We start from the raw sequence: 25170 nt of genomic DNA on the forward strand, positions 1-25170 counted from the left end.
TAACCACATAAGGATTTTTTATGTTTTTTAAAAATTTTTCAGGTAAAAAATGGCTTTTTATAATCGCTTTACCAATAATTTTATTTTTTTCTCTATTTGCAAAATTTAGATTTTTTACTTCCCCACAAACTCCGGATAATATGTCTGTTCAATCAGAATTTGACAATTATACAACCTCTCTTGTTACATCTTCCCTATCTTCCGACACTCTTAGTATGCACTTTTATATTGCCAACACAAATGAATTTTTTCAAACAGATTTTCCACAGTCATTGGGAACATTTTCTTTAAAAGATATGAAAAACAGTCAATCGGACTATATTGAACAAATAAATACATTACAAAAATTTGACTATAGATTACTTTCTAAATCACAACAGATTACATATGACATTTTACTTTCTCACTTTCGTACTGAATTAGATTTTGGAGATTTATGCAAATATTATGATTGCCTTAGTCCTACAACAGGAATTCAGGCACAACTTCCTATTTTATTATCTGAATACGAATTTTATTCCGAAAAAGACATAAAAAACTATTTTTTACTATTAAAAAGTGTTCCCGATTTTTTTGATAGCATTATAAATTTTGAATCTGAAAAAATTGATAACAAAACATTTATGTCTAAATCAAATTGCGAGTCCATCATTGCTCAATGCCTGTCATTAATTAACGACAGCTCCAATAAAAATAATTTATTAATAGAAACATTTAATTCCAGATTAAAAAAATGCAAATTCCTATCAGACAAAACAGTTACTGATTACTTAAATTTAAACGAAAATTATGTAAATAATTATGTTTTATATTCGTATAAAAAACTTGCTGACAAATTATCCGATTTTAATTCTTCTTATTATATAAACAAAGACTTAGAATACTATACTCTTGCAGATTCTAAACAAGGTAAAGCTTATTATGAATATCTTGTTTCCTCTAAAACCGGAAGTACCAAAACGGTTTCTGAATTAAAAGCACGTATTCAAAGTCAGATTGCCGCCGATATGACTCAGGTTTCTTCTTTATTTACTTCTAATCCTGAACTTGAATCACAATTTTATAATTCAACTTCAACTACTATTACAGAACCTACAAATATACTTAAGGATTTAAAAGACAAAATAAATAATCCTGACAGTTCATTTTATGAAATCTGCAAATTAGATTCCATTAAATATGATTTAAAATATGTTGAGCCTTCTCTTCAGAACTATTTAAGTCCGGCATTTTATCTTTCTCCACCGATTGATATGCCTGAGAAAAACACTATTTATGTCAACAAAAGTGACAAATTTAAAAATCAGGATTTATATACAACTTTAGCCCATGAAGGATTTCCCGGACATTTGTACCAAAACCATGTTTTCTCCACTACTAATCCTTCTGCAATTCGCTATATTTTAAGTTTTGGTGGATATACCGAAGGTTGGGCAACTTATGCCGAATTTTTGTCTTACAGTTATGAAGTAGCTGATCCATCTCTTGCAAAAGCATTAAGTTGTAGTGCTTCATTTTCTCTTGGACTGTATTCTCTTGTAGATATTGGGGTTAACTATGAAGGTTGGACACCGGAAGACACCGGAGCATTTTTAAAACATTATGGATTTTCCCAGCCTGATATACAGACTGAAATATATAATTCCGTTACTGAATCCCCGGCAAATTATCTGCAGTATTATGTTGGTTATTTGGAAATAACAGAACTCAAAAATTTGTACCTGCAAAACCATTCCCAAAAAAATGCTTTGCGCGACTTCCATAGCTTTCTTTTGAAGTTTGGTCCTGCACCATTTGACGTAATTCAAAAATGGATGTTATAAAATAATTGTTGATGCTACCAGCGACAAAATAACAATTCATATATTCTTAATTGTAGTGTATATTTTCATTTGCTTTAGTTTTTATTGATAAGAAATAAATATACGCCAAAAAATTCCGGCAGATTTTATGTTGCAAACGATAGGCAGATTTTTGAAATTTTGCGAGCATAGCTTAAATTAAAAAGTTATGTATGAGCCAAAAAGCGAGTTTAACTTTTTAATTTATAATAAGCGGCGTAGCAAAATAAAAAAATCAACGTGTTTGCGGCATAAAATCTGCCGGACTGTTTTGTAGGTTTATTTTAATTTAAAGTTGGAATGTCTTTCCTAATTTTTCTACTTCTTCTTTTGTTGCAAGATTATCAGAAAATGCACTTGCGCTTCCTGTTAACAATCCCTTTCTAAGAGCCTCTTTGTATTCGCCACTTTCCAAATAACCTGCGATAAATCCCGCTACCATTGAATCACCGGCTCCTACAGAATTCTTAACTTTTCCCTTTGGGCATTCACTCTTGTAAACCTGTCCATCTTCTGAAACTAATACTGCACCTTCGCCTGCCATTGAAATTAAAACATTTCTTGCTCCGGCTTCCTGCATTTTCTTTGCATAAGGCACAACTTCATCTCTTGTATTTAATGTAACTCCATATATTTCACCTAATTCATGATTGTTTGGCTTAATAAGAAATGGTTTGTATTTTAAAACATTAACAAGTAAATCTTTTGTTGCATCAACAACTATCTTAATATCTTTTCCCTGTAAGTGTTCCATAATATCACTGTACATTGTTTCAGGCATTACTGATGGTATACTTCCTGCTAAAACTAAAATATCCCCATCCTGAATTTTGTCTAATTTCTCATATAACGCATCAATATCGTCCTGTTTTATTCCAGGGCCCATACCATTTATTTCACTTTCTTTCTGAGCTCTGATTTTAACATTTATTCTTGTTATACCTTCATTAACTTTTATGAAGTCAGCATTTACACCATTTGCTGTAAGCATTCCCTGAACACTGTCGCCTGTAAATCCTGCCAAAAATCCTAAAGCTGTATTTTCAAATCCAAGATTACTAAGTACCATTGAAACATTAATTCCTTTTCCACCAGGGAACATTAACTCCTCAGATGTTCTGTTTACAAATCCCTCTTTGAAATCTTCTACTGTTACTATGTAATCAATAGAAGGATTAAATGTAACCGTATAAATCATAGATGCACCTCCGAATTTATTACTATATTTCACATACACAGACTATTCGTCCTAACACTATTTATTACATTATAATTTTATATTTTTTTCATTTCAACTTGTCTCTAATATTAATTTTGCACTAAGTTTAGTTAAATTATTTATCAGCTACATTAATTTAGCTACCATTACACTTGCAATTGTTCCGGCAAGAGTGGCAAATAATGCTCCTGGAAGAGTCCATCTTGTCTTTGTTACCTTTGCAGTCATAAAATAAACCGACATCGTGTAAAAAACCGTTTCTGTACTACTCAATATGATTGAAGCTACATTTGCAATATATGAATCTACTCCATATTTTTTATAAACATCAAGAAGCATTCCTGTTGCTGCCGAAGACGAAAATATTTTTACTATATTTAACGGCACTAACTCTCCCGGAAATCCAATATATTTTGTTACTTTTCCAATCTGTTTGCCACAAAAGTCCATTGCTCCTGACTCTCTAAGCATTCCTACCGCCACCATTAACCCTATTAAAGTCGGCATAACTTTTATTACTGTCGCAAATCCATCTTTTGCCCCATCTACAAAATCAATGTACACTTTCGTTTTTTTCTTTAATCCATATAAAACTATTATTAATATTAAAATGGGAATTATGTAATTAGACAATGTTGCAATATTCACTTAGCACCTGCCATTTTATTTTTATAAATAATATGAATTTTACATAAAAAAAATGCCATAGCCTAACCATTTGATTAAGCTATGACATTTCATGTATTAAAATCCATTATGTCAATTTTAATTATCCTGTTTTTCACCTGTTCTGTATTCATCAATCTTCTTGTAATTATCTGCAAGTGATACTTCTCCTTCAATAGGGATAATTTCCTTATTGAATACAGGTTTTAATAAAATAGGTGTAATGATTGTTGTAATAACAACGACTATAATAATTGGTCCCATAATATTGTTACTCATAAGACCTACTGCTGCACCTTTGCTGGCTACGATTAAGGCAACTTCACCTCTTGAAATCATACCAACACCAATTCTAAGTGCCTGATAATTCTTGTATCCACAAACCTTTGCGCCAAGACCACAACCGATAATCTTTGTTAACAATGCAACTATTGTTATTACTGCTGCAAATGCAATGATTGCAGGTCCCATCTTTGGAAGTTCAACCTTAAGACCAATACTTGCAAAGAAAATTGGGCTTAAAAGCAAATATGATAATACATCAAATTTTGATGCGATGAACTGATCTTTCTGAGTCATTGATATAATTAAGCCTGCGAAGAATGCACCTGTAATATCTGCAACTCCAAAGAAATGTTCTGCACAAAATGCCATTACAAGACAGATAACGAATGCAATAATTGCATGTCTGTGCATTCCTTTACCACTAATTTCACACCATTTCTTAAATGCATAATAAACAATAACTCCGACAACTCCGCAAAATACGAAGAATAATACTATCTTAAATAAAACAACTGCAATATTTACTGATGTGTCAGCTAAGCTTGTTACAATTGTAAGAGCTATGATACCTAAAATATCATCAATAATGGCAGCTCCAAGAATTGCATTTCCTGATTTAGTTTTTAATTTACCTAATTCTTTTAAAGTTTCAACTGTAATACTTACAGAAGTTGCTGTTAAAATTACACCAATAAATACTGACTGTAAAAATACTGAACTTGTAACATCTGATGTGTCAATATATCCATTATTAATGAATAAATATGCAACACCACCACCAACAACTAAAGGAACTATAACACCTAAAAGTGCTATTACAAATGAAGCTTTTCCACTTCGTTTAAGTTCTTCAATGTCAGTTTCCATACCTGCACAGAACATAAGAACAATTACACCTAATTCTGCCATATTCTGTATCATGTCTGTTTCTGTTAACACTCCTACACATGCAGGTCCTAAAATAACACCAGCCAAAAGAGCACCAACAACCTGTGGCATATTAACTTTCTTTGTGAAGAGACCAAGAATCTTTGTACTAGCTAGAATAATAGCTATGTCTAAAAGAAATTTGTAATCCATTTTTCCTACCTCTTTTCTCATTAGTTTCTTATATACGAAACAAAAATATAGTGCGAAGTATCACTATGTACATCTTCGCACCACGTTTATTTTAACACTTTGTTTACAAATGTCAATCATATTTATTTTACTTGTTTTTGTGTTATTTTTACTCGTTTTTTGTAAATACTTTTTGCTACTTATTTTACATACATTCCGTATTTAATGTTAACTCTATCAATCTTTTTTAGCATCGGAATTAACATAAACCATAAAAATATAAAAGTTGATATACCATGTATTACATTCATAATAAATCCTGCAGTATAAGCTGTTATAAAAGCCTGAACACTTGGACTGTCTGTAGACATAAGAACTGTTGCCGTATCCATAATAACACCATAAACAACTATTGTTGCAAGCATCCCCATAAAACAAATAAAATTTTTTTGCTTCTTAGGAATATAACTTCCCACATTCCTTTTACTGTATGCAATCCCAAAAATATATCCTAAAAGTCCAAAGGCTACCATTTGCCATGGTGTCCAGGGACCCTGACCCATAAAAAAATTTGACACAAATGCCGTCATGGCTCCTGTTAAAAATCCTGCCTTCTTACCTAATGCAATTCCTGTAATAATTATAATTGCAGCGCAAGGTTTTACCTGTGGAGTCATGTAAAAAATAACTCTTCCGATAACTGCAAAACTAATCATGCACACAAGCATTACTATTTCTCTTGCCCTCGGTTTTCTTTTTTCAAATCCTAACGCAAATACAACAAATGAAATAAGTATAATTAATAAACCTACTCCGTAATAGAACCGGCTGTCATTGACCATACCACTTCCTCCTTTGTAATTGCTTTTTCAATTAATTCTCCTGCCATTTTATGAGAAACTGTTGTGTAAAATCTGTTTGTGCAAATCATTTCTCTTATACTGCTTTCTGAAATAATTTTTCCTTGGAAAAACATAGCACATCTGTCTCCATATTCTGCACAAAATTCCACGTCATGACTTACTATTACAATCGTCTTTCCCTGTTTTTTTAAATCAAGAATTATTTTTCCCATTTCTTTTTTATAAATTACATCAATTCCTTTTGTTGGTTCATCTAAAAGTAAAATATCAGGATTACACAACAACACCTTTGCCATTGCAAGCTTTTGCTGCTCGCCTCCACTCAAATCATATGGATGTGTTTTTTCATATTTATCCAGATTTAGTTTTGTTAAAATATCTTTATTTCCATCAACCTCATCTATAACCGTGTCATGAAGGAACATTGTCTGGACATTCTGTGGCATGTACACAATTTTGCCATTTATTTTTACTTTTCCTCTATATTGCTTCAATATTCCACACAATATTTTGATTAATGTTGATTTTCCTGCACCGTTTCCTCCTAATATGCAGTAAATCTGCTCATTTTCTATATTAACACTAATCCCCTTAATTATATCTGCTCTATCACGTTCATATCTGAACCATATGTTTTTTCCACTGATTGCAATGTCTTTCGCAGATTTATTTTTATCTTTATTCTCATACTCTAAGTTGATTAATCTATTTTGTTTTGCTATATTTTCTTTTATTATCTGATTTTGGTTTACATAATTCTCAATCCATTTTCTTCCCTGACCTACTGTAAGTGGAATATTTTCAGATAATTCTCCAATCTCTTTATAAATTTGAGCCGGTATGGGCATAAATTGAAATTCTTCTGTATTATAAAGTTTATCTGCGACTTTATAACTATTGTCATCAGCTAAAATTTCTCCATTTTTCATAACTACGGCTTTACTGCAAACAGGTAACAACTGGTCTAATCTATGTTCAGAAATAATAACCGTAGTTCCAAGTTCATCATTTATTTTATGTAACATCTGAATAAATTTTTCTGCCGCTATAGGGTCTAACTGAGCTGTAGGTTCGTCTAAAATTATTACTTTAGGCTGCATTGTCATAACTGCCGCCAGATTAAGTAACTGTTTTTGTCCGCCTGAAAGGCTGTTTGTCGTCCTTTCATATAATTTTGCTATTCCAAAATATTCTGCTGTCTCGCCAATTCTTGCCCCTATTTCTTCTCTTGCCATTCCCATGTTTTCCAAACCAAATGCAAGCTCATGCCATACTTTGTCCGTTACAATCTGCTGTTGAGGATTCTGCATTACAAATCCAATTTTCATTGCCTGAGTTCTTTCATCAACTTCTTCAATTTTTTTATTTTCAAATAAGACTTCCCCAGCTTTGTCTCCATTTGGAGTAAGTACACTTTTTAAACATCTGAGCAATGTCGTCTTTCCACAGCCTGATTTTCCACATACAACAACAAAATCACCATTTTCTATATTTAATGAAACATTTTTTAAACATGAAGAATCTGCCATAGCATATTTAAATGTTAAATTTTTGATTTCAATCTGAGCCATCTTATCTCCTCCATAATATTTATTAAAATTGGTGTTGCGCAAAGTGCTGAATATGTTATGTAAACCAACGTTGCGTACTTATTTTCTTCTATATAGAACATCGGATAGTAGTGTGTTTTGACACATCCAAATATACACCCTAAAACTACAATTCCGCCCAAAAATATAATCCATATCAAGGCGATTATGTCCCTTAATGTTAATTTATAATTATTAAAATTTGTCCTTCTCTTTACTCCGTAGCCTCTTGATGCCATCGAATCAGCCGTATCCACTGAATTTTCCAATGCCCATGTTGCTGTAATTGAGAAATTTTTCACCTGCATTTTTACTTTTCGAATAAAATTCATTTTGTTAATATCACTTCCATTTGCAATTGCCATAACTCTATTTACATCCGAAGTTTCTTTTGCATGAGCCACAAATGCCGGTACAAATTTTAATACCATTGAAAAAATTAAAGCAAGCGTAGGTACTATCTTCCCAAATACAGCTATAATTTTATCTTCCGTTACTATTTTTTGAAATGTAAAAATCCAAATCATTACCGTAACTAAAATTCCTGCTGCAAACATTCCATATATAATAGATTCCAAAGTGACTGCATTTCCTGTTGGCAAAAAGAATAGCACCGTCATTCCTCTATGAGAAAAAAGAGGGTTTATCAGCCCTGCAAAAATAAACAAGCCTAATAACCCTGTTAACTTTTTTATTTTTTTGTTTTTGTATACAATTACAAAATAAACCGTGGCAAATAAAAAAGAAATGAATATCATAATCGGATGATTCACAAACATAGTAATTCCCAATATAAATGCGTAAAATAATATATTTACTACCGGGTGAAATCTTCCGAATTCTTCTCTCATTTCTTTTCTATATCCTCTCCTAAATTACATGTATATTGAAATTTTATTTCATCATTTTCTTTAATCTTGTACTCACTGCAACTTACATTTGGTACATCTCCATTTACAGTATACATCCAACCTGACTGTTTTCCACAGTCAAATTCGTATAAATTATTAATTCCTTCTATATATACGCTTTTTGTTGCCGGCGTTATGCTACTTTCAATCAGTATTCCTTCATTTTTCAATTCTCTCTCTAAAATATCAAAGCAGGATTCCCCTTCTGTAAATTTAACTTCCTTTGTCTCATATATCACGCCATCTTTTGGTTGTGCTTTTCGTATATTATCCTGTAATTTGTTACTATTTATTGCATTTATACAAGTCACATACAAAGTACATTTTTGTGTTGCCTTTTCAGATTTTACACTTTTACTATTTCCACAGCCCCACAAGGAAAATGTCATAAGTATTGTAATTATACATATGCTTAATTTTCTCAAATTAGTTTTGTTCATCTTTATTTGTCACTCTTTTCTTCTTATATTTATAAACATCAAATCCAAATTTCCCGGCTATACCACAACATATTCCAAAAATAAGTATAATATAAGGTCTTCTATTTTTGTGTTTTGTTTCTTTAGTAACATTTTCTTTATTATTAACTGAATTTTTATTTTCTGTTTCTTCTTTATTATTGTCTGTAGCTATCTTATTTTCTTCATCATTATTTTCTAAAACATCTGTAGCATTTTCTAAGTTATCTGTAGTATTAGTATTTTCTTCCGTTTCTACATTGTTATCTTTTCTATTCTTAGATTCATTATTTTCTCTATTGTCGGTATCATCGCTATTATTTAACGTATTTCCATTTGATTTACTATTATTTTTTGAATTTGATAATGCATTCTTTTTTGTGTTCTTACTTGTAGAATTGTTTTTATCGTTGTTATTTGCATCATTCTTATTTTTATCAGACGCACTACTTTTTATTTCTTCTTTATTATCTGCCTTAGTTGTTTCTACCTTTGTATTTTCTATTTTAATAATTCCATCACTCATATCATAGAGTCTGTTCATTCCTGATATACTTCTGTAATAAGCTGTTATTGCATACATTGCCTGGTCTGTAGACATTTGATTTGCGCCTTTTCCCTTCGTATGGCAAAAAGCACCATTATCTTTATAAAATGTCATTAAACCGTCATATACGGTTTTGCCGTTTTTCACAAATCTGCTATCATCAATTTTTATTCTCATTTCAGATAATGCAGTTAAAACCTGTGCTGTACTTTCACAGTTTGAGTCACTTGTATTTCCATATGCACCATCAGATTTCTGTAAAGTGCTAAGAATTGCAAGTCCTTTATCAATGCTTTCTTTTACATTTTGTTTTTCATTATAGTATGGAGCAAGTGCCTGAATAACCATGGCAGTCACATCAACATCTGCTTCTGTTCCCATATAATTCCATCCGCCATTGTTCAGTTGTTGTTTTACTAAGAAATCAATTAACTTATTTCTTGTTGTCTGTTTTCCTGTCGTTGCGTCCGGAATTTCATAATTGCCACAATCAAAAGCCATAAGTGTGTAAGCAGCTCCATTTACACCTTGTATCATTATATTTTCAAATGTTGCGAGAGGTTGCAATAAATTATATCCTGAAAAATTCTGAGGATTTTTTTGAATTGCAGTTAATGCAATAATTGTTCTTGCATATTCAGTATATTTTCTTGTTGATAAAATTCCTTTGTTCTCTGTAACTGCTTTTGATACATTGCTTACATATTTTTCTATATATTCATCATTAATATTTCCACATCTGGCAAGTCCAAACACCGTCCATTCTCCGCCTACGCTTCCATACGTCGGATTCTTTACCGTATTCATCTGATAATATGAAATTTTATTTATTGTGTTTTCTATATCATCCTTTGACGGTGTCTGACTTCCCATAACTGAAGTTGAGACACACATAAAGAATATTGCAATTGTTGCTAATAATTTTTTCATGTGTTTCCTCTTGTTTAATATAAATATTTATTACTTAATTTTTACTGATTTAACTTTGCTCCATTTTCCATAAACCCTTACTTTATTTACTGTTTTGTAAGCTCTTACTTTAACGTAGCATTTCTGATTTTTCTTAAATTTCTTTGTTATTAAAACATTCTTTTTAGTAGTCTTTACAATTACTGTTCCTTTTTTGAAATTCTTTGTTGAAGAGTATTTGTACTGATATCCTTCTGCACCTGCAATTTTCTTAATTGAAATTTTTGCTTTTCCTGCTTTTACTTTCTTTACTGAGTTTACAGTTGCTTTTCCTAATGTCTGTATTTCTGTTGTTATAGGCTGAATTGTTGTTGTAGGTTGCACTGCTGTTGTAGGCTGAATTGTTGTTGTAGGTTGCACTGTTGTCGCATCCTGCACTGTAGTTGTTTCGTTTTCAGCTTTCTTCAATTCTGCAACCACCTCATCAACTTCATCCTGAGTTGCCATCAATTTTGTTGCAACTTTAATTGCATTTTCATACGCAGTTTTAACATTTTCATTATTCATCCATACTGCTTTATTTTTATTAATTTTTGCTAATTCTTTTGTCAGAGTTGTTTTATCGGCAACCTTTAATGGTTCCATTCCTGCATAATTGCTTAATCCAACATCTGCTCCCCATCCATATACTGAAAACTGATATCTGATTACATCACCATCTTTTACAATATCTGCCGGTGTAAGATTTCCATTATCATTATCTCCGTTTACAGAAATCATCCATCCAGCCATACTATTATATGAATATTCTCCTAAACCATTGTTTGGCTGTGTATTACCATCATTTTTTTCATTTGACGGAGCTGAATATGATGTTGTATAAGTTTCTCCTTCATACTCATATGAACTTTCATAAGAAGGCATTTTTGCTATTTCTTCCGGTATGTCAATAATTCCTGTATCAGCATTCTCTATGCTTTGCAAATATAAATATCCATAGTTTTTTGAACCTGTATATTTAATCTCTTTTTCATTCATTACTTTCTCAAATACATCAGATATTGTCATATCGTCACTAACTTCAACGCTTACAGGCTCAACTACATAACCCTGTCCAATTGTAAACTTTTCTACTGAAAAAGTTACTGTTTTATTTGTTTCCTGTGCCTGAATCTTGTTATAACCTACTGTTGCAATACTTGTTGTCATTGAGACTGCAATTGCTATCGCCATTGCTTTTTTTACTGTATTTCTCATTGTCATTTCCTCCATGTATAATTAATCAACTAATTTTATAATAATCAATTAGTTATGTCAAACGATTGACATTACTCTCTACTCATTATTTTACACCACAATATCCCTGCTCCTGTGCTGAAACTTGTTGCAATAATTGCCGGAAGCACAACTGCTGACGGATTTACTGCACCATATTGGCTTCTATACGCAATAATGTTTACAGGAATAATTTGAAGTGAAGAAATATTTAATACTAAAAAAGTGCACATTTCATCAGTTGCAATATGCTTTGGAAATGTACACTTTCTTTTTCTTTGCCTCTTTATCTCTGATTTATTTTCACTTAATACGTATCCACTCTGTTCTAATGGATTTTCTGCTAATGCCTCCATTGCTTTTAGTCCTGCCGGTGTTGCCGCCCATCCCAAGCCTAATATATTTGCAATTATATTAGTTACTATCGGTTCTCTTGCATTATGGTTATGAGGCAGACCCGGAAACAGCCACATAATAATCGGTTCAAGTATTTTTTCCAGTTTTTTTATCATTCCACTTTTAGAAGCCACGTTCATAAATCCCATCCACATGCTCATAATTCCAAGCATTGTAATGCACATACTCACAGCCTCTTTTGTGGATTCTATTGCTCCATTTCCTACCTGTTCCATCCTGCCTGTTGCCATTCCATAAAGCACTGATATTATAATCATGCCTGCCCAAATATAATTTAACACTTAATTTTTCCTTATATTTTATTATTATATTTTACGCAAGTCAGACATAATAATTACATAATTTATAGCATGCGATTTAAATTTGCCATTTCAATTGCTGAGCATGCAACATCAAATCCTTTATTTCCTGCTTTTGTTCCTGCTCTTTCTATTGCCTGTTCAATGTTGTCTGTTGTTAATACTCCAAACATTGTAGGCACTCCTGTTTCCATTCCTACCATTGCAATTCCTTTGCTTACCTCTGCACATACATAATCATAATGATCTGTCGAGCCTTTAATTACTGCTCCTAAGCATAAAATGGCATCATATTTTCCTGACTGAGCCATTTTCTTTGCTACTATAGGAATTTCAAATGCACCCGGAACCCACGCTAATGTAATATCGTCATCATTAACTCCATGTCGAACACACGCATCCTCTGCTCCACTTACAAGTTTATTTACAATAAACTCATTAAATCTTGCTGCTACAATACCAATTTTTAATCCTTCTGCTACTAATTTTCCTTCTAAAGTTCTCATTTTAAATCTCCTCTTGTATAATATATTTTGATGTCAGTTTTTTAAAGTATGGTTTAAATTATAAGTTCTGACATTATTACACTTAACACTAAATTGCTTATACCAGATTTCTTAAATTTAAAAGAAATAGCATTTGTCGCCGTCGGTTCAAAGCTTTGGTGCATAGCCTGACTTGAAACTGTAAGTTACAAAGTCAGGCTGTGTGCTAAAACTTTAGAACCGCTACGAGCGACAAGCAGCGCGAGCGTTATTTCGTTAAATTTAAGAAATCGGGTTCAGCAAATAATCTTAGTAAGTTGTCATATGTGCCATTCTTAACTGCTTTGTTCTCAAATAATATTCATCATATTTTTGTGGCTCTATCTGTATTGGAACTCTCTCTACTATTTCGATTCCATATCCTGACAAGCCTGTAATTTTTGCCGGATTATTTGTCATAATTCTTAATTTTTTTGCTCCAAGGTCTGCCAAAATCTGTGCTCCCATTCCATAGCTTCTCATATCTGCCGGAAATCCTAGTTTTAGATTTGCATCTACTGTATCTAGTCCCTGTTCCTGAAGCTCATATGCCTTAAGTTTATTTATTAATCCTATTCCTCTTCCTTCCTGTCTTAAGTAAAGTATTATTCCTCTTCCCTCTTTTGCAACCATCTCCATTGCTTTCTCAAGCTGTTGTCCACAATCGCATCTTTTAGAACCAAATACATCTCCTGTAAGACATTCCGAATGTACTCTGCAAAGAACAGGCTCTCCATTTCCTACATCTCCCATAGTTAATGCAACATGATGTTCCCCTGTTGTTTTATTTTGATAACCCACGATATTAAAGTTCCCATATTTCGTTGGCATCTTTGCAACTGCTTCTCTTTTTACTGAACTGTCTCTTTCCATTCTGTATTTAACCAAATCAGCAATTGTAATTACCGTAAGATTATGTTCCTGTGCAAATTCAAGAAGTTCTGTTGTTCTCATCATTGTTCCATCTTCTCTCATTATTTCACAGCATAATCCACAAGGTTTAAGTCCTGCTAATTTTACAATATCAACTGTAGCTTCTGTATGACCTGTTCTTTCTAATACTCCTGCTTTTTTTGCTTTAAGTGGAAACATATGGCCCGGTCTTCTAAAATCTTCAGGTTTTGCATTATCATCTACAATTGCTCTCGCCGTAATTCCTCTTTCGACCGCTGATATTCCTGTTGTGGTTGATACATGGTCAATCGAAACGGTAAACGCTGTACAATGATTATCAGTATTTACTTTTACCATTTGTTCCAAATCAAGTTTTTCACAAAGTTCTTCTTCCATAGGCATGCAAATTAGTCCTTTTGCATAACTTGCCATAAAATTTACATTTTCAGTTGTTGCAAATTCTGCTGCACATACCAAATCCCCCTCATTTTCTCTATCAGGGTCATCTATTACTAAAATAACTTTTCCTTCTTTTATATCCTTAATTGCTTCTTCTATTGTTCCTATTGTTTTGCTCATTTTATATTCCTTCTTTCTTTAAAATCCATTTTCTATTAAATAGCTTTCTGTAATTTTTGATTCTTTCTTTTCATTACATTCTGAATAGCCTAATAGCTTTTCTACATATTTTCCTATAATGTCACACTCAAGATTTACTGTATCTCCAACATTTCTGTATTTTAAATTTGTGCTTATCCTTGTGTGTGGTATTGTGGATACTTTAAATCCTTTTTTATCAACATAAGCGACTGTAAGACTTATTCCATCAATTGATATTGACCCTTTTTCAACCACATATTTTATAATTTCATCATCTGCCAAAATTTCATACCATACTGCATTTTTATCTTCACGTATACTTCCTATTATCCCGGTTCCATCTATATGACCACTAACGATGTGTCCTCCAAATCGTCCATCTGCTGCCATAGCTCTTTCAAGATTTACACATGTACCTTTTTTGCTTCCATTTAAACCGGTTCTTTTTAACGTTTCTGACATCACATCCGCTTCAAATCCATTTTTCCACATTTTTGTGACTGTAAGGCAAATGCCGTTAACTGCTATGCTGTCTCCAACTACTGTTTTTTCTAAAACCTTTTCACATTTAATTCCAATCTGATATTTCTCACTATTGCTGTTAACATATTCTATCTGACCTGTTTCCTCTATAATTCCTGTAAACATTTACTATTTTTATGTATTTTATAAAATACGTATATCTCCTTTCCTCTGATATTTCTTTTAGACTTCTTTCCTTTATTTTAAATATCCGGTTAACATAATATCATTTCCTATTTTTTGTATTTCTAAATTTCTTAAGTTATATGCTTCCATCATTTTTTCGACACCTTTTCCTTCAATTGGAGATTTTGCATTTGCACCTCCTACAATCTTTGGTGCTATAAAGCAACAGATTTTATTTACAATGTTTTCTTTTAGTGCCTGTGCATTAAGTGTTCCGCCACCTTCAAGCAATATACTGTCTATCCCTTTCTCACCTAATGTTTTCATAAGTTCTGATAAATTAACTCTTCCTTTCCTTTTCTGCCTTACGACTTCAACCCCACATTCTTCTAAATATTTTTGTTTATCTGTATCAGCCTCATTTGTACAAACAACTATTGTTTGTATCTTATTAGCAGTATTAACAATATTACTTTCAAATGGTATTCTTAAATTTGAATCACATATAATTCTTATTGGATTAACATTTTCTTCTATTCTGCAATTTAACATTGGATTATCTTCTAATACAGTATTAATTCCAACCATTATTCCCATATACTTTTTTCGCATATTTTGAACGGTTTCTCTTGCCTTTTCACCTGTAACCCATTTTGAATCACCATTTTCACACGCTATTTTTCCATCCATCGTCATCGCATATTTCATTACAACATAAGGTGTTTTATTTGTAATATAATGAAAAAATACTTCGTTTAATTTGTCACATTCATCTTTTAATACTCCGCACTCAACTTCAATTCCGTTTTCTTCTAAAATTTTTACTCCCTTTCCTGCTACAAGTTTATTAGTATCCATACTCCCCACATAAACTTTTTTTATGTTTTTTTCTATGATAATTTCAGTACATGGTGGCGTCTTTCCATAATGACAACACGGTTCAAGCGTTACATAAAGCTCTGCTCCTGTTGTATCCTCCTTACAATTTGTTAATGCATTTCTCTCAGCATGAAATCCGCCTATCTTTTCATGATAGCCTTCCGAAATAATTTCATCATTTTTTACCACAACACATCCTACAATAGGATTTGGATTTGTATAACCTATGCCTTTTTTTGCTAATTCAATAGCTCTTTTCATGTATTTTGGGTTCAAAAAAAAGCCTCCTTTCATTCAAAGGGGCTTTCGCACAAATACAAATGTATATTATTCTGTTCATTACATATTCCTAATTGCGTATGGTTATTAGTAATTTATTATCAAAATCTTAATCCGATTAATTGTTATGTAAACTACATATCATTTAAATACATTTCTAAAAATCAGATTAATTTTATTCCTGATAAAGAACAATTACATTATCTATTCTTCTCCCATCCAGACTATACTGTCGGTTTTGGATTCTCACCAAATCAGCTGCTTTCGCAGGTCACGGACTCGTGCATCTTTACGCTCTGTACACTTACCATCGGTTGGGAATTTATGCTTTATGCATATCACCCTGCCCCGAAGAATTTTTATTTAATTTCTGCTTAAAGTATAGTCACCTTGTTTTTGTTTGTCAACAAAATTTCCAATAAACTATTTTTGTTAAACATTTTTTAATATATATATGTTAATTTTTTTAACGTAAAAAACCTCTAAAATAACAGATTTTTGTATATAATCTACACATTTTAGAGGTCTTTATAATTAATTTTTATAATTTGCTAATATTCTTAAAACTTTATTATTTAACTTTTATGTTATACTCTGCTGTTTTATCACTGTTAAGTTTGCTATTTGAATATATCGCCTGTATTTTGTAAGAATAAGTTTTATTTTTCTTAATATTTTTATCTATGTATTTTGCCTGAGTAGTTGTTGCGACTCTTTTAAATACCTTTTTGCCTTCCTTTTTGCGGAATACATAATATTTAGTGGCATTTTTATTTTTACTCCATTTTACATTTACACGATATACTTTCTTTTTCTTAACTTTTCTTACCTTTTTTGTCAACTTTACATTACTTGGTGTCTTTAACTTTACACGCACATAACGTTCTGACTTAATTCCGCTTGTAGTTACAGCAGTTATTTTTGCTATGCCTACTTTTTTGGCCTGTATATTTCCCTGTGCATCAACAGAAACTATATCCGGATAATTACTCTTCCATGTAATTGTATCTGTTGTATCATCAGGTGCTATCGTAGTAGTATATTTTCCTACATATCCCTTTACAACTTTTAAAATCTTGCTTTCATTAATGTTAAAAGCTGTTGATGGCTGTTTTACATCAATTGTTGAATAGCATATTAAACCGCTGTCTGTTGTTGACATTACCTGATATTTTCCAGCCTTTAATGCAGTAAATTCACCTGTAATTCTGTTAATTGAAATACTGTTTGCATCAACAGCATCCCACATTATTTTATTTGTATATGTTGATATAGTATCTTTATTATCAGTAACTGTTGTCTCTTTTTCATCTGAAGTTTTTGTTTCATCTTTTGTTTTTTTCGTAGTATCTTCAGTAGTCTCTGATTCATCTGTCTGAGTTGATGTAAATGTTGCTGTTAATTTAGAATTCTGTCCCTTACTTACAGTTGTATAATAACTATCTACTTTCAATCTGCTATCTGCAATTTTCTGCATTATAAGGGCATTTTTCATTGAAACTTTTGATATCAGATTATCCTTATCGTATTCACTATTTGGTAAATACTTGTTTCCATATGGACTTCTGTCGAATATTGTATTGTAAATAGTACATGCTGCCAAATAACTTCCTGTTACTGATGGATGAAGATTGTCCGTTTTATACATTGTAATTTTAGGATAATCCTGCATTACTCTCATAAAGTTAGTTCCTGATGCTGCAACAAGTCCATCATATTCATCAGCTATTTTAAAGTTATTTCTTGTTAAAATCTGTTCAATCTGAAAATCTGATAAAAACAATGATAATGAATCTACTTTAAATGTGCTTCCAATATTATTTGGCTGTGTTGCATATATAACCATTTTTGCTCCGGCATTATGTATTAAAGTGTATAGAGTATTAACTGCTGCTTCTGCCTCTTCTTCTTTTTCTACTAAAACTGCCCTGTTTTCCTGTAATACTACATAATCCCATGTATTATTTGTTAATGCCTGATAAACCTGACTTCCATACATGTTAGTCTTATCTGCAAACTGGCTAAGTTTGTATCCTGGTGATGTAATCGATGTAACTTCACAATTTATTTTATCTGCATCACAAAGTCCTTTAAACATTTTTGGCATATCATTGTAATATGTATGACTGTTTCCTACAAACAATATTTTATATGTTTTCTGTGTAAATTGAACATCATCGGCGTATACGTTATTACTTACTGCCACAAAATATAACATCATAATTACACCGAACAATATTTTACTATATTTTCTAAATCTGGTTTTCATTTCGTTGCTCCTCGTCTAACATGTATTGCCTCTCTATCTAGTCGGCGACTAGTTATTGGAAACATTATTAAATATAAACTTCATTAATTTAGTTTCCATCTTAAGTTAATCTGTAAATATTTACGTTGTACTAAATGCCGGCCAATATTTTAACAATAATGAGCATACTATTGTCATTGCTATTATAATGATTACTGTCATTTTCCAACCCTCTTTAAGCATATACTTTGGCTGTAAACCATATCCAACAGGTATTGCTCTGATTGATGTTGGTAACATATAAGATAAATTTACTCCTACTGATGCAATGTAAACGTAAGGTATTGGATTTAAATTCATTCCCTTTATTATAGATATAACTATAGGTATTGCAACTGCTGCAGTTGCTGTATTTGATGTTACATCAGACATAAGTAAAGTTACTGTTATAATTACAAATACTGTTGTAACTCCACCTGTAAGTCCCATTCCTGAAACCAATTCACCAATTCTTTCTGCTGCACCTGATTCATTTATTAATGTTCCTACTGCAAGACCACCTGCAAAAATGTAAATCATTTCCCAAATAATTTTTGTCTGAACTGATTTCCAGAGCATAAGTCTTTCTCCATCAGAACGTGTTATTAAGAATGATAAAATTGCACAAATAATAAATACATATGCCGGTTTTAATCCTGGTAATAATGTCTGATAGAACTGTCTTGTGAATGCAAGTATTGTTGCTACTGCAAATAATCCAAGAGAAATCTTCTCTTCTATGCTCATTGGTGGGAATTTTTTATATTCATTTCTAAAATATTCTTTTGATCCACCAAGGCTTTCTGATTTTTTAACATCCCTAATCATGAAAACAATGTTAATAACAAGTAATGTAATCATAATTGGTAAGAAACGGATTACCCATGAAATATACATGTATTCTTTTCCTGTAAGCTGCTGTAAATAATCAACAGTTACAAGATTCATTGCTCCACCAAGTGGTGATGTCAATCCTCCAAGTCCTGCACCGTAAGCTATGTATAATAATAATTTTGAACCAATTCTACTATGTTCAATATCACCCTCACCTATGTACTTTAACATCGAAACTGCAATAGGTGTAATTGTTGCACATACTACTGCATTTGGTAAAATTGCAGATAATACTGTAGATAACATAAACCAGAAAATTAACTGAATTCTTAAGTTATCACCAATTAATCCAAGTAATGATGCTGCAATTCTTTTATCAAGTCCTGTTTCTTCCCAAGATACAGTCAATATTGATGCTCCAAGTAATAATAAAATTGTCTCAGATGCATAATTTGATATTACTGCAGACATATCGCACATAGTGACAATAGCGTTAATTGCTATTGGTAAAAATGCTGTTACTGCATAATCGATAGGCGCTGTTACCCACCAAAATGCCATCCATGCAACCGTTCCTATTGCTGCTCTTTCAGCTAAAGCCGGAAATGCACTCTCCGGTATTGCTAAACAACATAAAACAAATAATAACGGTCCTATTAATAAATAAATACGCTGTTTTGTCTTTGTCATTTTAATTCCTCATCTCAAAATACTCTTAAAATCACTCTGATTTTCTATTTATAAGTTACATTTCTTTTAATTTACGTTTAATTACTTTTCCATTAAAAGTTCTTGGGAGTTCATCTATTACCTGAACAACTTTTGGAACTCTTATCGCTTCTAATTTATCAGTCATAAATTTATGTAATGCTTTTTCATCATATTCATATCCTTCATTTATAACTATAAATAATTTAGGTGCTTCTCCTGTAATTTCATCAGGTATAGGAATACATGCACATTCTTTTATCATTTCGTTCTGTGCAACAACTTCTTCTATTTCTGAAGGTGCAATCTTAATTCCACCCATATTTATTACATCGCCTTTTCTTCCAAGTAAATATACAAATCCGTCTTCTCCCATATAGCCTAAGTCGTTTGTATATAAAGTGCCTTCATCGTCTAAAACCTCTTTAGTAATTTCAGGTTCTTTTAAATAACCAGGCATGTTCATTGCACCCTTAAATGCAAGATTTCCCGGATTTTCTGCTGATGCATCAACTATATTTCTATTGTCATCTACAAAAATTATATTTGCATTTACGTTTGGAATTCCAATACTTCCTTTTTTATCTCCGTATTTGCTAAATTCAAGACTAACAGTACAACCAGATTCTGTTGCGCCGTAAATATTAAATAATTTTGTATTTGGGAACATTTCTTTTAATGTTTCTTTTGCTTTTTCAGATAAAGGTGCTGAACCTAACTGTATATAATGAATCTGTTCGCTATATGTTCCAAATCTATCCTTTGCAAATTTCAATAACTGTTCAAGAATTGCAGGAGCAAATGTGAGTCCTGTTACATGGTATAAGTCCAATAATTTGAAGAAATCCTCAACAAATTTTACTCCGTCAGTCATTATAACTGTTCCACCTTTATAAAAAACGGAATATGTTCTTCTAAGTCCCATAGAATGATTTAACGGTGCTGTAACCATTTCAACATCATCTGAAGTTATTCCTATAGCTTCACTTACATTCTGCGCTATTGCTATATTGTTTTTGCAGATTATCTTAATTCCTTTTGACTTACCTGTAGTACCTGTAGTAAACAAAATTTCTGATAAATCATCTGATTTAGGCAATTCATACTTGTTTACATCACATTCAGTTTCATCATTCATTGCCTCTTTAAACATTTCCTTTAAACTAATGCATTCTGCAGAAGTATCCTTTAATTTCTTAGTATCAAGAAAATACTTTGTTTCTACAAAATTCATAATTTCAAGAATTCTGTCCTCTTTTACAGCTTTTTCTAATGGACATGCAATCGCTCCAAGAAGCTGAATTGAAAATATCGAAAATAAATATTCAACCTTTTGTGCGCCTCTTAAAACTACAACGTCACCTTTTTTTACACCATTCTTTTCCAAATAAGCAGCTCCCTTATTTATCATTTTCCAAAACTGCCCGTATGTTGCCTTATTCTTTTTGTCTCCCACACATAATTTGCCGGGATTAATTTCTGAATTAGTTTTTATCGCTTCCAAAATTGAATTGTAACTCATGAAATCCTCCTAAAACTATCTCTTCAACATATGTTACTAAATTTATAGATGCCGGAGTTATAAGACTAAAATTATTCTGTATTTATACAAAATAATTATCATACCGTCTTTACTCCGGACATCATTGTATTTTCAGATTAGAATTTACCATAGAAGAATGCGCCGGCATCATATCCTGAACCGTACATTCCAAAAATAAGAATTCCCGCAATAAGTCCTAAATATAAAACCCATCTGAAAACAATATTCTGTTCTGCAATTACATCTCTGACTGTCTTATTATCTTTATCGAATTTTTCCTGTAACATACTTACACACCATACTAATACAACTAAAAGCATAGCTAATGTAAATCCATGTCTGTCTAATCCGTATGAGAATAAACTTTCATCCCAAAGAGTGTGAAGTCCAAACTGTCTAAAGTCAAACATTCTCTTTGTAAATTCAATCATTGTTGTAAATCCTGCTGAAACTGCAAAGAAAATTCTACCTATTGTCGAAAGCATAAATGTTCTAATCATTCTAAATAAATTAAAACTAAAGCATTCTGTATCAATATGAAGGAATTTACACAGTTTCTGTATTGGAATTTCAAATAACGAACTTGTTATAATTAAAATTCCATGGTATACGCCCCAAAGCACAAAGCAACTTGCGGCACCATGCCAAACACCTGTAACAATCCATACAACTGCTGCCGGTATAACTGCTGAAAATGCTCTTGAAGCCTGGTTTCCCCATTTTCTTCTTGTGAATTTATTAATTTTCTTACATAATCCTGACATTGAAACCTGATACAATAAATAATCTTTGAACCATGCACCAAGTGAAATATGCCATCTTCTCCAGAACTCAGGCATATTCTTTGAGAAGAACGGATGCCAGAAGTTTCTATCAAGATTAATTCCAAATATTTCAGAAACACCATGGGCAATATCCATACATCCCATCCAGTCTAAATATAACTGAATTGAGAATAATGATATTCCAAGTAAAAGTGGAAAACCTGTAAGCTGCTGCCAATTTGCTAATATTCCATTTGTAAATGCCTGTATTCTGTCAGATATTACCATTTTTTCAAAGTAACCCCATAAGATTAATTGAAATCCTTTAGTTACTCTGTTGTAATCAAATGGATGATCTGCAAAAAACTGTGGTGCTAACCTGTTATATCTTCCAATTGGTCCCTGCACAATATGAGGGAAATACATTGAGAATAAGGCAAGTTTAAAATAATTTGTTTCTGCTCTATATCTCTTCCAATAAACATCAAGTATATATCCAACAAGCATAAATGTATAAAAAGATATTCCAAGTGGAAGTATGAAATTAAACTCTTTACTCCAATCCATTCCAAATTTTGAAAGAATTGTGGATACACCTGATAAAATAAAATCTGTATATTTAATTACACATAACAATCCTAAATTAATAATAAAATCAACTACGAGGACTCTTCTTCTTTGTTTTGTACGTCTTTTCTTAAAAGCCTTCTTTGCATCTTTTGAAGAGAATTCACGTTCCTTTAAAATTTTATCCTCAGCATCATGCATTTTCTGAATTTTTCTTGCGAAAAAATATGTGCTTAGCGATGAAATAATTATAAAAACAATATATTTAGGTCCTGCAAATAAATAAAATGCAATACTTGCAATTAATAAAAATATCCACTGACATTTTCTAAAAACTGTAAAATACAATAAAATTACTATTAATAGAAATGGGATAAAAGATAGTGTATTAAAGCCCATTTTAGCTACTCTCCTCTGTTCAATGTAGTTTCACCATTATTTGAATACAAATAAACTGTGCTTACAACTCTTTTTAGTTGCTTATCGTATACTATAATATTAAAACCATAAGATGTTAAACTTGTACATTCATTGTCATTTAACTTTAGTGTGCTTCCTGTTGCATCAGCTTTCACAAGATAGTCTGTTCCATCACTAAATGTTCCACCTAATGAAACACTTACTGCACTGTCTTCACTCTGCTTAGCCACTTCATTGTATGTCTTACCATCATTTGTAACACTTACTATATTTGTACCAAATTCGCTATCTTCAAATATCTTTTTACTAACACCCATATTTATAAGAGTGTTCTTCTGTTCATCAGTAAATTTAATATTATTAACATTTGAACCTGCTGCTAAAATGACTTCATAATTTCCATTACTCTTATCCTGTACTTCTTTTAAATATTCATCTAAAGTTGTCGGGAAACTTAATTCACCTTCTTTTATAGATGCTTCATAATATTTTTTATATTTTTCAAAACTCTTCTTAACGCTATTATTTCCTTCTCTGTAATCAGTAAGATCATAATTTTCAGTTAAATATTTTCCCAAAAATTCTGAAGTCTTTTTTGCTCCCTTTATATTTAAATGAATTGCATCAGCTAAATCTGTTTTATAATTAAAATCAAGTTCTTTTCTAACGCTCTTAAGATTCATATCTATAAACGGAATATCATTTTCATCCGCAATTTTTTGAATATAATTATGCTGTTTTTCTTTCCAGCCTGTGTCAGGACTCTTTACGAATAATAACTTAACATTTCTTTCTTTAGCTAATTCAATTATTCTTCTCACATACTTAGCATTAACTTCATTTGGACTTTCAATTTTATCTGACTCTACTTCAAATCCATCATATAAGCCTTTTTGTGCATCCTCTTCAATATAAGTATTCATATCCTTAAATTGTGTTGATAATACTGAAAAGCCTCTAGTATAACTTTTGTTATTTCCTAAGAAGAAATCATAATCATCATAATTTAATTCTGACCATCTTGAATGATATAAAGATAATGGGAATAAATATGAAAATAAATCCGGTTTTACTTCATCTTCGTCTCTTTGAACACTATTGTATTCAATTGCATATTGAAGTTTGTTTTTTCCAATTCTCATATAATCATATGATTTTCTTGCTTTTTCCTCTGCCTTTTCAGATGATTTTCCGGCAGATTTAATTTCGACAACTGCTACTTTAATATCCTGTGTGTCTAATGCCTCTTTGAACCAAAAAAATGTTCCTATCATCGGCTGTGACATAACACCTAAATTATATGAAGAAATACCGTAATCTTCATATAACTGATACGGATCTGCTGTTGCAGCAATAACGCTTGCTCCAAAGAATAAAACTTCTGTACTGTTTTTTTCCAATTCATAAAAGCTCTTATTTGTTTTTGATGATGCCCAACGATTTTCTAACCACTTTGGTTTAAATAATCCTTCTAAAGCATTTACCATTAATACTGCCACTAGACAAAAACAAATAATTTTTACTATTCTTCCTATTTTCTGTTTCATTTTTTTCTCCATTAGTAAATAATTTTTGTATTTTAAAATAAACTTATATAACATTTAATAAAATTATAAGAATTTTAAGTCTCAAAAAAATAATAGTTTCCAAACTTGATATGCTCTTGTCCAAAAACTACTACCTATTTCTGCATAAACTTCTGTCTAACTGTATGTCATCATAAAGCACATTTTCACTAAATTAACATGTTTACTTTTTCATTAAACTCTCTAAGAATTGACACTATAATTCATTAAACCATAAAATTATAACAAAATCATTTAATCATTACAACATAATTGTTATAATTTTTTGATTACAATTATTTCTAAATTCTTTTACCTTT

At 31.5% G+C, this 25170-nt stretch carries 20 protein-coding genes and 1 riboswitch; of the genes, 1 reads left to right on the plus strand and 19 read right to left on the minus strand.

The annotated features are described in order from the left end of the window. Nucleotides 1-20 precede the first annotated feature (20 nt). Nucleotides 21-1823 (plus strand): DUF885 domain-containing protein, encoded by a 1803-nt coding sequence (locus tag DWX29_RS11010; protein ID WP_118565856.1) that lies wholly within the window; start codon nucleotides 21-23, stop codon nucleotides 1821-1823. Nucleotides 1824-2130: 307 nt separating this feature from the next. Here DWX29_RS11010 and pfkB read toward each other — a convergent pair whose 3' ends face one another. The 19 genes from pfkB to DWX29_RS11105 all read right to left on the minus strand — a co-directional run bounded on the left by pfkB (nucleotide 2131) and on the right by DWX29_RS11105 (nucleotide 24832). Continuing rightward, on the minus strand, nucleotides 2131-3039 hold the full coding sequence (pfkB, locus tag DWX29_RS11015; RefSeq protein WP_118565857.1) for a 1-phosphofructokinase: 909 nt from the start codon (nucleotides 3037-3039) through the stop codon (nucleotides 2131-2133). 147 nt (nucleotides 3040-3186) lie between these two features. Beyond that, entirely contained in the window at nucleotides 3187-3708 is a 522-nt protein-coding gene (locus DWX29_RS11020; RefSeq protein ID WP_022089153.1) for a nucleoside recognition domain-containing protein, read from the minus strand. Nucleotides 3709-3825: 117 nt separating this feature from the next. Continuing rightward, nucleotides 3826-5091: a cation:proton antiporter gene (locus DWX29_RS11025; RefSeq protein ID WP_117910694.1), complete on the minus strand. Its 1266-nt coding sequence runs from the start codon at nucleotides 5089-5091 to the stop codon at nucleotides 3826-3828. 179 nt (nucleotides 5092-5270) lie between these two features. Further along, nucleotides 5271-5912: an ECF transporter S component gene (locus DWX29_RS11030; protein WP_022089151.1), complete on the minus strand. Its 642-nt coding sequence runs from the start codon at nucleotides 5910-5912 to the stop codon at nucleotides 5271-5273. Then, nucleotides 5879-7504: an ABC transporter ATP-binding protein gene (locus DWX29_RS11035; RefSeq protein WP_117910693.1), complete on the minus strand. Its 1626-nt coding sequence runs from the start codon at nucleotides 7502-7504 to the stop codon at nucleotides 5879-5881. The genes DWX29_RS11030 and DWX29_RS11035 overlap by 34 nt, the downstream gene beginning before the upstream one ends. Continuing rightward, nucleotides 7477-8373: an energy-coupling factor transporter transmembrane component T gene (locus tag DWX29_RS11040; protein ID WP_117910692.1), complete on the minus strand. Its 897-nt coding sequence runs from the start codon at nucleotides 8371-8373 to the stop codon at nucleotides 7477-7479. The genes DWX29_RS11035 and DWX29_RS11040 overlap by 28 nt, the downstream gene beginning before the upstream one ends. Beyond that, nucleotides 8370-8873 carry a DUF4430 domain-containing protein gene (locus tag DWX29_RS11045; protein ID WP_117910691.1) on the minus strand — a complete coding sequence of 168 codons (504 nt, stop codon included), beginning with the start codon at nucleotides 8871-8873 and terminating at the stop codon, nucleotides 8370-8372. Before DWX29_RS11045 ends, DWX29_RS11040 begins: the two co-directional genes overlap by 4 nt. Further along, a complete protein-coding gene (locus DWX29_RS11050; RefSeq protein ID WP_117910690.1) occupies nucleotides 8860-10368 on the minus strand; it encodes a prenyltransferase/squalene oxidase repeat-containing protein in 1509 nt (502 codons plus the stop codon). The genes DWX29_RS11045 and DWX29_RS11050 overlap by 14 nt, the downstream gene beginning before the upstream one ends. 30 nt (nucleotides 10369-10398) lie before the next feature. Continuing rightward, nucleotides 10399-11604, minus strand: coding sequence for a hypothetical protein (locus DWX29_RS11055; protein ID WP_118565858.1), 1206 nt, complete (start codon nucleotides 11602-11604; stop codon nucleotides 10399-10401). 71 nt (nucleotides 11605-11675) lie between these two features. After that, entirely contained in the window at nucleotides 11676-12320 is a 645-nt protein-coding gene (locus DWX29_RS11060) for a nucleoside recognition domain-containing protein (RefSeq protein ID WP_118565859.1), read from the minus strand. A gap of 62 nt (nucleotides 12321-12382) precedes the next feature. Beyond that, nucleotides 12383-12844: a 6,7-dimethyl-8-ribityllumazine synthase gene (ribE, locus tag DWX29_RS11065; protein WP_022089144.1), complete on the minus strand. Its 462-nt coding sequence runs from the start codon at nucleotides 12842-12844 to the stop codon at nucleotides 12383-12385. Nucleotides 12845-13132: 288 nt separating this feature from the next. Further along, nucleotides 13133-14335 carry a bifunctional 3,4-dihydroxy-2-butanone-4-phosphate synthase/GTP cyclohydrolase II gene (locus DWX29_RS11070; RefSeq protein WP_118565860.1) on the minus strand — a complete coding sequence of 401 codons (1203 nt, stop codon included), beginning with the start codon at nucleotides 14333-14335 and terminating at the stop codon, nucleotides 13133-13135. A gap of 18 nt (nucleotides 14336-14353) precedes the next feature. Beyond that, the gene (gene ribE, locus DWX29_RS11075; protein WP_022089142.1) at nucleotides 14354-15004 is read right to left on the minus strand and encodes a riboflavin synthase; all 651 of its coding nucleotides are present in this window, start codon (nucleotides 15002-15004) and stop codon (nucleotides 14354-14356) included. Between the two features lie 72 nt (nucleotides 15005-15076). Next, nucleotides 15077-16144: a bifunctional diaminohydroxyphosphoribosylaminopyrimidine deaminase/5-amino-6-(5-phosphoribosylamino)uracil reductase RibD gene (gene ribD, locus DWX29_RS11080; RefSeq protein WP_118565866.1), complete on the minus strand. Its 1068-nt coding sequence runs from the start codon at nucleotides 16142-16144 to the stop codon at nucleotides 15077-15079. 221 nt (nucleotides 16145-16365) lie between these two features. Beyond that, nucleotides 16366-16522: riboswitch (FMN riboswitch) on the minus strand. A gap of 211 nt (nucleotides 16523-16733) precedes the next feature. Then, complete coding sequence (locus tag DWX29_RS11085; protein ID WP_118565861.1) at nucleotides 16734-18431, minus strand: DUF4886 domain-containing protein; 1698 nt, start codon at nucleotides 18429-18431, stop codon at nucleotides 16734-16736. Nucleotides 18432-18551: 120 nt separating this feature from the next. Then, nucleotides 18552-19973 (minus strand): SLC13 family permease, encoded by a 1422-nt coding sequence (locus DWX29_RS11090; protein ID WP_118565862.1) that lies wholly within the window; start codon nucleotides 19971-19973, stop codon nucleotides 18552-18554. Nucleotides 19974-20028: 55 nt separating this feature from the next. Continuing rightward, a complete protein-coding gene (locus DWX29_RS11095) occupies nucleotides 20029-21513 on the minus strand; it encodes a class I adenylate-forming enzyme family protein (RefSeq protein ID WP_118565863.1) in 1485 nt (494 codons plus the stop codon). 137 nt (nucleotides 21514-21650) lie between these two features. Continuing rightward, nucleotides 21651-23264: an MBOAT family O-acyltransferase gene (locus DWX29_RS11100; protein ID WP_022089137.1), complete on the minus strand. Its 1614-nt coding sequence runs from the start codon at nucleotides 23262-23264 to the stop codon at nucleotides 21651-21653. A gap of 5 nt (nucleotides 23265-23269) precedes the next feature. Next, the gene (locus DWX29_RS11105; protein ID WP_022089136.1) at nucleotides 23270-24832 is read right to left on the minus strand and encodes a hypothetical protein; all 1563 of its coding nucleotides are present in this window, start codon (nucleotides 24830-24832) and stop codon (nucleotides 23270-23272) included. Nucleotides 24833-25170: the final 338 nt, after the last annotated feature.

The organism is Eubacterium sp. AF19-12LB (assembly GCF_003479125.1).
Taxonomy (GTDB): Bacteria; Bacillota; Clostridia; order Lachnospirales; family Lachnospiraceae; genus Eubacterium_U; species Eubacterium_U album.